Raw genomic sequence first — 10,914 nt, forward strand, 5'->3', positions numbered from 1 at the left:
TGATCGAGCGTGCCGCAGGCCGTGCCCCCCTCACGGCCGACGACGTCCTGGGCAGCAGCCCGGAACCGAGCGGATCGACCGGTGAGGCCGGCGGAGACATCCCCGCAGGCGCGGCCGGACCCAACGACGACATCCCCGCGATCACCCGCCTCGACCCCGCGCTCCGCGCCGCCGTCCGACACGCCGCGGACGACGCGCACGCTGCCGGCATCGACCTCTGGATCACCAGCGGATGGCGCAGCCCCGCCTACCAGCAAAGCCTCTACGACGAGGCGATCCGGACCAAGGGCCTCGCCGAGGCCCGCCGCACCGTCGCCACCCCCGAGACATCGCAGCACGTCAGCGGCAACGCCGTCGACATCGGCCCCACCGAGGGCGCCTACTGGCTCATCCAGCACGGCACCGACTACGGCCTCTGCCAGGTGTACGCGAACGAGATCTGGCACTTCGAACTCCTCACCACACCCGGAGGGACGTGCCCGCCCATGCACGACGACGCCGAAGGCTGAGCCGGACACCACGAGCGCGAGGTGCCGGGGACGATCTCGACCTCGGGAAGCCCGCAGCGGTCGACATGAGAGAAATGCGTTGGACCAGCTCGCCCGTACGGTGTCAGCCTGGCCCGATGGCGTCGACACCCTGGGACGAGAGTGCCGTGGCCGCACATCTGCTTCGGAGCGTCCTTCCCGGGAACGCCGTGTTGACCGGCGTCGTCCCGCGTGGCGGTGGCGCCCTCAGCGCAGTGCACGAGGTGCGGCAGGCCGACGGGCCAACGCTCGTGGTCAAGCGCTACGCCGACCAGTGGCGGTGGAAGCAGGAGAAGGAGGTGTACGTTCTCGGCCTCCTGAACGGGTCCCGTCCGTTCGCCGATCGGATCCGAGTGCCCGAGGTCGTGCACGTGGATGCCGAGCGAGCGGTGACGGTGATGACCCTTCTGCCGGGGCGACCGCTCTCCCACGTCTCGCTCGACGGAACGGCGGAGCGCGCTGTTCTTGCTGAGGTGGGCGCTCTGACGCGGGCGTTGCACACGATCAGGCAGCCGGCCTTCGGGTACCTGACCACGCGGGTTCTTGACCCGCTGCCGACCAACCATGCCTACATGGCGCGCCAGTTCGACAAGAAGCTCGCAGAGTTCGCGGACCTCGGCGGTGACAGCGACGTGCACGCCTCGATCAGCGGCTACGTGAGCGACCACGCCGAGTTGCTCGAACGATGCGAGCAGCCGGTGCTCTGCCACAACGACCTGCACGCCGGGAACATCCTCGTGGAGCCCGACGGCGACGGTTGGCGCGTCACCGGACTCGTCGACGTCGAGAACGCGATCGCCGCGGATCCACTGATGGATCTGGCGAAGACGATCCAGTACGAGTTCGAGCGGCCGCCCGACGCGTTCGACGCGCTCGTCGAGGGGTACGGGCCGCTGGGCCCCGACGGCGCCGAACGCATCCGGCTCTACCGCACCTACCACGCCCTCGAACTGTGGGACTGGTTCGCGAGCATCGGGACCACCGCACCGCTGGACGGGATCGCGGCGGACCTGCGATCACTGCCGGCGTCCAACGATCGGTAGCAGTTCCAAGCCGAGTGGTGCGAGTCACCGAGCCAGATCTCCGGGCCTGACCGGCACTCCGGCATCAGTGGGCCTCCGCATTCGCCGCCTTCGTCAGGGGTGAGGTCGCGCGAGCAGGATGGCTCCGGGGACGTCGTCGTCGGGGCGCAGGAGCAGTTCGGCCTCGATCGCGAACCCGGCCTCTCGCAGCCACCGTGCGACCTGGGCGGGCCGGCGGTGGTGACTGTCGACGCTGATCGGGCGGCCCGTGTATCCCTCGGTCCGGTGACGGGTCCGGTCACCGACGTGGAACCCGACCAGGAGCGGGCCTCCCGGGCGCAGGACTCGCCGGAACTGAGCGAAGACCCCGGGTACGGCGTGATCGGGGATGTGGATGACCGACCAGAACGCCAGGAGGCCGGCGACCGAGTGGTCGGGCAGGTCGAGATCGGTCATCGTCCCGACCTCGAACCGCAGATCGGGGTGGTCCCGCCGGGCGATCGCGATCATCTCCGGCGACAGGTCGATGCCGAAGGCGTCCACTCCGAGATCGTTCAGGCGACGTGTGACGTACCCAGGACCGCACCCCACGTCGGCGACCGGTCCGCCCCCTGCCTCGGCCACCAGTTCGGCGAACAATGCCAGGCTCGCGCGCAGGTACGGATTGCCCTCCAGCAGGCCATCCACCTTCTCGGCATAGCCGGACGCGTCGGTGTCGTAGGAGGCACGGGTCCGGGACAGCCAGTCGTCAGACATCGACACGAACCCTACCGACTGCGGACCAGCAGTCGGCGACGTGGTCGCGTCGCGCATGTTCCGCTGGGAACCACGGCGGTGACCCGACGCTACGCGGGGTCTGCCACCAGGGTGGTGTCCGTGTGCTGCCGCGTCGGCACCCAACGCGTCGCGGCCAGCACGAGGCCGACGACGAGCAGTACGGACGTGAGCACGAACGGATAGGTGCGCCCGATCTCCGACAACCATCCGGAGATCCATCCGAACGGCGCCGCGGCGAGCATGATGAAGGTGCGCTGCAGAGCCATCACCCGCGAGCGCTCCCCCTCGTCGACGTGCAGCGCGACGAGCGATTCCGCGAGCATGGCCAGCATGCCGGCGCCGAAGCTGTCCAGCAGCAGGCAGACGCCGAGGAACACATAGGTCGATACCGTCGCCGTGCCGTCGGCAGCGGGGATCGCCACAAGCACGATCTGCCCGCCGAGGTGGGCGCCGAACCCCCACAACGTGGCTCGCTTGAGATCGACGGCGGTGGTCAGGAGTGGGATGAGCGTGAAGAAGAAGACCACCGACAACACCGAGCGGACCATCGGGAAGAACGGCAGGAACTCGTACGGCACGTGTAGATGCTCGCTGACCACCACCTGCCAGAACGTGCCGTTGACGAGCACGACAGCGGCGGTCAGGGCCGCCACGGCCAGCGCGAGGGACGAGCCGCGCGACCGGAACAGCAGCCCGAGTGCTCCGCGATACCCGGCGACCAGCCGCCATACGGTGTGCCCGCGGGTGGCGTCCATCCGTATGCGCCCCTGTCGCGTCTCCCGCGACCACAGGTAGAGCCAGACGATCTTCACCATCATGACGACGGCGGCGTTGACGTACAGGATGCGGACCGCGGGCTCGAGGCCGAGCTGGGCGACCAGCACGGCGGCCAGCGGCGCGAACAGGGCGGAGCAGTCGGCCGCGACCTTGACCAGCGAGTAGATCCTGGTGATCTTGCCCCGCTCGGCGTCCTCGACCAGGAGGCAGTCCCACGAGTTCTGCGTGACCTGCAGTGCGCCGTTCACCAGAGAGGCCACGAGAAAGAACCAGAAGTTCTGCGCGAACGCCCACACCAGGCACGGGATCACCCAGCCAATCACGTCGAACCACGCCGTCGTGGCACGCCTGCCGAACCTGTCGGTGATGATCCCGCCTGCCAGCCCGAAAGCGACCTGAGAGAGCATGGCGACCGTCGCGAGGAACCCGATCTGCGCGTCGCGCAGCCCCAGGGCCAGCATGAACACCGACGCGTACGGCAGTACCAGCGCCATGGACAGACCCCACAGCGGTTCGGTCCACACGCAGGCACGAGGGTTGCCGCGAAGCTGCAGAAATGTCCGCCACAGCGAGTTACGAGCGCGATTCACGGCGCAAGTCAACCACCCCCGACGACGGCTCGGCCGAGCGTCATCCGTTCCCCTACGGAACGAAGAAAGCGCTGACCTGGCGCGATGCCAGATGCAGCGACCCTCAATCGGTGGAGCTAGGGGTGTGCTGGTTCATGACATCGTTCATAGATGAGTCGGGACAGCGTCCGGCACCCGATGGCCGAACTGTCAGATCCCTGCGACCACGCAGATCACGCCTCCAACCGGCCGCTCCCGGACGCCACCGCAGCACTGGCCCGGGCAGCCCGCCACCACAGGCCCCGACGTCCGTGCAGGCCAGGTTCCCAGGCCCCCCACGACTCCAACGGCTCCCCGCCACCACAACCGCGAAAACACCCCACCACCTGACCAGCACCGACGCCACACCAGACCCCACCTCCAGCAGCCCCGTCACAAAGCAATGAGTCGGGACATCTACGAACGATGTCCCGACTCATCACATCGGTGGAGCTAGGGGGATTCGAACCCCCGACCTTCTCCCGGCGGAGCAAGTCACGATGGCTGCTCGCAAGGCTGCTTCCGGTGGGCGGTTGTGCGCCCTGTTCAAGCCGCGAGAACGGCTAGATTCTGCCGTTCTCGCGCTGCTCGGGTTCAGCGTCCCATGGGTGGGTATCGGTGGGCAACCGTGGGCGGTGGTGGTCGCTGGAACCGTGTCAGATGGCGTGTCAGGGGCGGCAATCGTGTCAGGAACCGCGTCATGACTCGAACCGCAAGTGAGAGTCGAACCTGCAACCCTCTGAGGGCGTACCGAACTGATCCTCGCCGGTCCTTCTATGATTCATGCGTGATCACGCTGCGTCAGCCACGGGCAGGGCGGCCCGGGGACGTTTGATCCACCGTGATCGGTACCGCCGAGGTCGCGAGACGTCAGCAGTGTGTCGGATCACTCAGGACCCGTGGGAGGTGGGACTGTGGCACCTAGGCCAGGCGGCGAAGCCGACAAGGTAGGCAATAGGTACGAGCTCGCATGGGCTGTTCGGCACGCGCTGTACTGCATTCACGACGAGCGTCAAGCATTGACACTCGAGGACGTTGACGTTGAGTTGAGCAACGGTGCGGAGTTCACATACGCCAAGGGCACCCACGTCGAAGTCCACCAACTGAAGCGGCAAGATGGGAGCAACAACTACTGGAGCGTCAAGAGCCTTGCGCGATTGAGAATATTCGAGGCTGCAGCTGAACACGTCGCTGCCGGACGCCAATATCACTTTGTCTCACTGATCCCGAGCGGGCCGCTGCGTGAGCTCACGGAACGCGCGCGCAAATCCGCCGATGTCGCCGCCTTCACGCAATCATGGTTGACGGAAGCACTCCGTAGCATTTTCGATGAGCTCTCCGCCCCCGGGATCCTTGGCAGCCCTGAGAAGGCCTGGACGACGCTGCGTGGAATGTGGTTCGAGGTGCACGACGAAGCCGACGTCGTGCAGGTCAACAGCATGCTAGCCGCGCTGAGCTTGGAAGGCACAACGGGACATTCCGTATCGCTAGCGCTGGGCGCCATACTGCTCGATAACCTCGGCATGCGACTCACACGTCCAATACTGCTGAGCCAGTTGGCAGATCAAGGCATGCGGCCCTTGACCGCTGGCTCGCGTTCCACCGTACACGAACAGATCCACGCAGTAACGCAAAGTTGGCTCGGCACCATTCGGCGAGAGCTGCTCCAACCACCCGTCGAACGTGAAGAGGCACGAGGCCTCATCGGCGCCCTCCACGGGGACCGTCTCGGCCTCGTGGTCGGCACCGCTGGAAGTGGGAAGAGCTCCGTACTCGAGCAATCGGTGACGACACTCACGAGCGGATCCGCCGAGGTCCTGGGCTTCCGACTTGACCGACTCGGACCATTCGCCTCGACTGTCGAACTGGGCCGGCAGTTGGGCCTAGAGACGTCGCCCGCCGCGGCGCTAGCCGTCGCTGCGAACGGTGGCGAGGCATACCTCGTCATCGATCAACTCGATGCCGTCAGCCTTGCATCGGGGCGGATACCGGAGAGTCTGGACGTCGTAGTCGATCTGATCGGCGAGGCACTCTCTGTCGCAGGTATGCGAGTCATTCTCGCCTGCCGGGAGTTCGACGTCGACAACGATCACCGGATTCGGGCCCTTGCCAATCGGCCCGACGTGCGAAAGGTCCAAGTCGGGAAGCTCCCCGCAACGGCGGTCGACACAGCCCTCAAGGCCATGGGTCTCGATCCGAACCACCTAACGGCGTCGCAACGCGAGTTGTTGCAGACTCCACTGCATCTGGTGTTGCTCAACACCGTAGCTGACCAAGACGAAGCGCCGTCGTTCCAGTCCCAGGGATCCCTGTTCGAGTCGTTCTGGGAGCGCAAACGCCGAGCTGCGCGGGTCAGGCGCAATGGCGTGCGTTTCAACGACGTGATCGCCGGCTTGGCGAATGCAGCTAGTGATCGTCAGACGCTATCGATACCGATCGAGGTGCTCGACGACGGCGACCTAGCCGACGATGCCGATGTACTTGTTTCCGAGCATGTATTGGCACGTGAGGGCAATCGCATCGCATTCTTCCACGAGTCCTTCTTCGACTACGCCTTTGCACGCCTATGGGTTTCCCGTCGAGAATGCTTGATTGACTTCTTGTGTCGCGACGAGCAAGAATTGTTCCGTCGGGGGCAAGTGCGCCAGATCCTGCAACATCTCCGCGAGCGCGAGCACGGTCGATTCATTGAAGAAGTGGAGGCGGCACTCACAAGCCAAGGTGTGCGATTCCACATCAAGGAAACTGTGCTCGCAGTCGTTGCGAGTGTGGCGGATCCGACAGCCGAAGAGGCAGCCCTCCTCCTGCGCGTTTCGGACACACGGCCGCGATTTGAGGACCATCTGTGGCTGCAGCTCCGACGACCTCAATGGTTTCAGCGATTCCACGCCGATGGCCTGATCGCCACCTGGCTCGACAGTGACGACCAGATCCTTCGTGAGCGCGCAATCGAATCGATGTCGAGCGGCGTCAACCAACACGGCGAATCGGTGGCAGCACTGCTGGCAACCAGACAGAGCGCATCCGACTACCTCAGTTGGTTGCGCCGGATTTTCCTCCACGCTCACGCTCACACGAACCGGATGCTATTCGACCTGCTGCTAGAGATTGTGCGGCAGGGCGCATACGACGGCACCGAGGACGGCCTCTGGCTGACCGTTCAAGACTTGGCGAAGCACCAGCCGATGTGGGCGATCGAGCTCTTGCAGGCGCTCCTGGTCGACCACATGGACGGGCTCACGACTGGTGAATATGGCACGGTAGCAGTACTCGGGATTACCGACCACGGCGCATGCGAAATGGTACGCGAGGCATCCGCCGCCGAGCCGCTAGCATTTGTCGAAACCATCGTGCCGTACCTACGCGATGTGATGACCGTCACCGCATATGAGCCGAAAAAAGATCGATGCATTCGCGATCGACACTTTAGCCTGCGCGTTCCCGGAAGTGGCACTAGCGAGCGAGATCTGGGTGACGCACTATTCTCTGCCTCGGCTCGGGCCCTGGAGACACTAGCCAGATCGACACCAGAATCCATCCGATCACTGTTGGAATCTCTTGCTTGCGACCCATACCACGCATCGCAACTCCTCCTCTATCGTGCACTGGCGGCCGCCGGAGAGACATTCTCAGAATGGGCGGCAGCATTACTACTCGAAGACAATAGGAGGCTTGACAGCGGATACGTATCGGATGGTCGCTGGTTGGCCCGAGAAGTGGTCACAGCGATCGCAGGGCACATCAACGGAGAAAGGCATCAGGAACTGGAACGCCGGTTCCGCGACTTGGTTAATCCCTACGAATCTGGGCCGAGTTCGGGCAGATTGGCGTTCACCTTCTTGTCCGCGCTTGCCGAGAATCGCTTGACTCCACAGGGCGTCCGCCGACTTAACGAGTATCGCAGGAAGTTTCATCAGGATTTCCCTTCAGCTCCGCGCGGTATCGAAGGCGGATTCATCGGCTCGCCGATCGCTCCGAGCCGAGCCAGCAAATTGACCGATGATCAATGGCTCAGAGCCATGGCGAAGTACGACTCCGATAGGACGGACTGGGACACGTTAACGGGTGGTGCACGCGAACTCTCTACTGTCCTGCAACAGCAAGTGAAGGAAGCCCCTGCTCGGTTCGCCCAACTCGCCTTGCGGCTCTCAGTAGACGTTAACCCAGCATATGGCGACGCCATACTTATTGGCCTGGGAGAAGCGAGCGAGAATGCTGGATACCCCGGCACGCTCGCCTTCGACGCGATCCGCCACATCGCTTCCCTCGGGCACCAAGATCATGACCGTTGGCTCGGTACTGCGCTCCGTCAGCACTACAAAGAGGCCCCGATCGATCTGGTTGAACTCATACGTGACCGAGCACTTCGTTCTCCCGACCCGACCGATGAATCGTCCATTCTCAGCCAAGAGCGAGACGACAGCATGGACGCCAAGGATCTGCGACACAACGGCATCAACACTGCGCGCGGTAGCTTGGCCGAGGCGCTTGGAGATCTCTTAGTCTACGACGTAGATGGGTCACGCACCGAAGTAGTGCGGCCCTGGCTAGGAAATCTCGCGAGCGATCCGAGCGTCTACGTGCGCGCTTGCGTTGCGCATACATTGGCGGCCGCGTTGCGCCACGCTCGCCCAGATGTCCTCGTCGCGTTCGAGCGGTTGGTCGACGCCGATGATCGACTTCTGGCGAGCGACTTGGTCGAGCGGTTGATGCTCTACATCGGGAATGTCAATCCGGAAGTCATCATCCCAGTCATTCATCGCATGCTTAACTCTGACTACGACGAGTCCCGAGCGGCGGGCGGCGCTCTGGCCGCTTTCGGTGCGCTAGAGTGGGGCCTCATCGACCTGATGCCTCGAGCACTCTCGGCAGATGTAAAGGTCCGCAGAGGCGTCGCCGACGTTGTGGCTGCGCGCATCGACCGCACGTCGAACGTCGAGTTGGCCACCTCCAGTTTGATGACCCTGATGCACGATGATGACGATGATGTCCGCGAAGCTGTCGCACAGGTGGCGCCGCATCTTCGCGACCAGCGACTCAGGCCATTTGCCGACCTACTTGATGCCCTCATCCGTTCGCCGTCCTATAGCCACGCGACGCCGCAGCTACTCCTGACGCTGGAGCACGCGCCCGACAAGGTCGACGACCTAGCGCTCAAGGCCGCGCAACGATTCCTTGAAGTCTATGGCCATGAGGCCGCGGACATCAGAACCGGTGCAGCCGGCGACGCCCGCTACATCAGCGAGCTGGTGGTACGGGGACTCGCTCAGTCACGAGACAGGGCTCACCGCTCCGCCCTGCTTGACGTCTTGGATCGACTACTCGAACTCGGCGTGTACGGGGTCGGCAAGGCAATCTCCCAATCCGAACGCGTATAGAGCCCTGAGGGCCGTGCCCCCCCTTCTCGACAGCACATAACCGGTAGGATTTCCACCCGAGTTTGGTCATTCGGGTTAGTGCGTGACGTCGTCGCGGTTCAGTGCGTCGAGGATGGTCTGCTGTGGGGTGGGGATCGCGGGCGGGAACGTGGCGGTGGTGCCGTTGATGGTGATCGTTGCCGAGCGCAGGGGGCGTAGCTGGCGCACGATGTTGCGGATCGCCAGGCCGGTGCGGTCCTGGGCCGCGCGGGCGACGGCCAGGGCGGTGAACACGATGGTCAGGTGCGCCTCGATCGCGTCGCGGGTGCGGGCGAACATCGGCCGGGCGGCCAGATCGGTCTTGCTCATCCGGAAGGACTGCTCCACGTGCCACAGGTCGTGGTAACAGGTCATCACCTCTGCCGGCGGCATCACCGTGGCCGGGATGTTGGTGACGTAGCCCTTCAGCCCGGCCAGCGCTCGGGCTCGGGCCAGTGCCTTCTCGTCCAGGGTGCGTGCGTCCCCGCTGGTCTTGACGAACCTCGTGGCCTTCGCGGTCCGGGATCCGTCGATCACGTCCCGGGCGCGGTTCTCCTGCAGGGTCAAGGTCGCGTTGTCGCGCACGAACCGTTTGCGGGAGAAGGACCACACCGCCCGCCAGGACCGCGTGTGCGTGGCCGGGTCCCAGACCGGTTCGCTGCGCAGCATCGGGTCGTTCTCGAGGTTCTGCCCGGTCTTCGGGGTGATGGTGTCGATGACCTGGGCGTCGGTGAACGCGTCCCCGTGCCAGCGGAAGTGGGACTCCAGGTCGATCGGTGCCTTGGTCATCCTTGAGCCGACGATGAACCCGAGCTCGGCGCGGTCCAGCTCGGCCAGGTTGCCCGCCGACAGCATGCCCGCGTCGGCGACCACCACGATCCCCTCGATACCGTGGCGAGCCTGGAACTGCTCGATGATCGGCACAATCGTCAGGCGCTCTGCCTTGTTCCCCTCGAAACAGCCGATCTCCAGCGGGAACCCGTACCGGTCCACCAGCAGGCCCACGACGATCTGCGGGTCGACTCGTCGTTCCTTGGAGTAGCCGACCTTCCGCAGCCCGTCCTCTTTCTCGGCCTCGAAGTAGAGCGTGGTGACGTCGTACAAACACAACGACACATCACCGCTGGCCTGCGCGTGATCGAAGCACAACCCGGCGATCTGGTCGCGGTAGCCGTTGCCGACGCAGCGGGCCAGGGTGCGGCGCATCGTCTTCTCGCTCGCCGGGCTGTGGCCCAGGTCCTTCAGAACCCGCCCCACGTCCAGGATCGAGGTCGGCTCCACGATCCGCGCGATCACCAGGTCCCGGAACGTCTCGTCCCCGATCCCGTCGAACCCCAGGTCGGCGAACACGCCTACCAGAGCGTCGAACAAGACACGCGAAGCGGTCGACTCCACCCGCGCGGGACCGACCCGCGGCGCCTGAGACGGGACCGGCTGGCCGCCGAGCAAGGCCGGCTCGCCAGGAGCCGGGACCAGTCCCACCGCGCGCGTCGTGGGCTCCAGACCCAAGTCAAGGACACCCTGCCGGCCGTCGGCAAGCAGGCCGCGGGCCCGTTCCAGCAGGAGGCCGAGCTCGGCCTCGGAGTGCGCCGACCCGAGGTGCTCCACGATCCGCTGACGACGCCCGCCGACGTACTCCGCGATCTGCACAGCCGTCGCCCCGGACGCGGTCCGGACCCGTCGAATGAACGCCACCCACCGAGCGTAGGCCAGCCCGTTAGTGCGTGAAACCGCGCACTAAGACCACCATCACCACAGGTCACAGCACTGCGCCAGCACGGATCAAGCCGAGATGACCAAACTCAGG

6 protein-coding genes are annotated in these 10,914 nt (G+C 64.9%); 3 read left to right on the forward strand and 3 right to left on the reverse strand.

From position 1 onward, the window contains the following. Window positions 1-509 (forward strand): M15 family metallopeptidase (locus tag IIE03_RS04005; protein ID WP_192861460.1); only part of this gene is annotated, 509 nt, incomplete at its 5' end. A gap of 116 nt (window positions 510-625) precedes the next feature. After that, window positions 626-1,570: a phosphotransferase family protein gene (locus IIE03_RS04010; RefSeq protein WP_192861461.1), complete on the forward strand. Its 945-nt coding sequence runs from the start codon at window positions 626-628 to the stop codon at window positions 1,568-1,570. Window positions 1,571-1,663: 93 nt separating this feature from the next. On the opposite strand, the gene IIE03_RS04015 is transcribed toward IIE03_RS04010, so the two are convergent. Both IIE03_RS04015 and IIE03_RS04020 read right to left on the reverse strand, forming a co-directional pair. Next, complete coding sequence (locus IIE03_RS04015) at window positions 1,664-2,305, reverse strand: class I SAM-dependent methyltransferase (protein WP_192861462.1); 642 nt, start codon at window positions 2,303-2,305, stop codon at window positions 1,664-1,666. An 89-nt stretch (window positions 2,306-2,394) separates the two neighbouring features. Then, window positions 2,395-3,597, reverse strand: coding sequence for an MFS transporter (locus IIE03_RS04020; protein WP_225997228.1), 1,203 nt, complete (start codon window positions 3,595-3,597; stop codon window positions 2,395-2,397). 1,133 nt (window positions 3,598-4,730) lie between these two features. On the opposite strand from IIE03_RS04020, the gene IIE03_RS04025 reads away from it, so the two are divergent. Continuing rightward, window positions 4,731-9,089 (forward strand): NACHT domain-containing protein, encoded by a 4,359-nt coding sequence (locus tag IIE03_RS04025; RefSeq protein ID WP_225997229.1) that lies wholly within the window; start codon window positions 4,731-4,733, stop codon window positions 9,087-9,089. Between the two features lie 75 nt (window positions 9,090-9,164). Here the strand turns inward: IIE03_RS04025 and IIE03_RS04030 are convergent, their stop codons facing one another. After that, entirely contained in the window at window positions 9,165-10,802 is a 1,638-nt protein-coding gene (locus IIE03_RS04030) for an IS1634 family transposase (protein WP_192861465.1), read from the reverse strand. Window positions 10,803-10,914: the final 112 nt, after the last annotated feature.

It is taken from the genome of Myceligenerans pegani, assembly GCF_014892515.1.
Classification (GTDB): domain Bacteria; phylum Actinomycetota; class Actinomycetes; order Actinomycetales; family Cellulomonadaceae; genus Myceligenerans; species Myceligenerans pegani.

Excerpts from the sequence above, each read along its gene's own strand:
- IIE03_RS04020 (WP_225997228.1), bottom strand. The coding sequence starts at position 3,597 with ATGGCGCTGGTACTGCCGTACGCGTCGGTGTTCATGCTGGCCCTGGGG.
- IIE03_RS04010 (WP_192861461.1), top strand. The coding sequence starts at position 626 with ATGGCGTCGACACCCTGGGACGAGAGTGCCGTGGCCGCACATCTGCTT.
- IIE03_RS04015 (WP_192861462.1), bottom strand. The coding sequence starts at position 2,305 with ATGTCTGACGACTGGCTGTCCCGGACCCGTGCCTCCTACGACACCGAC.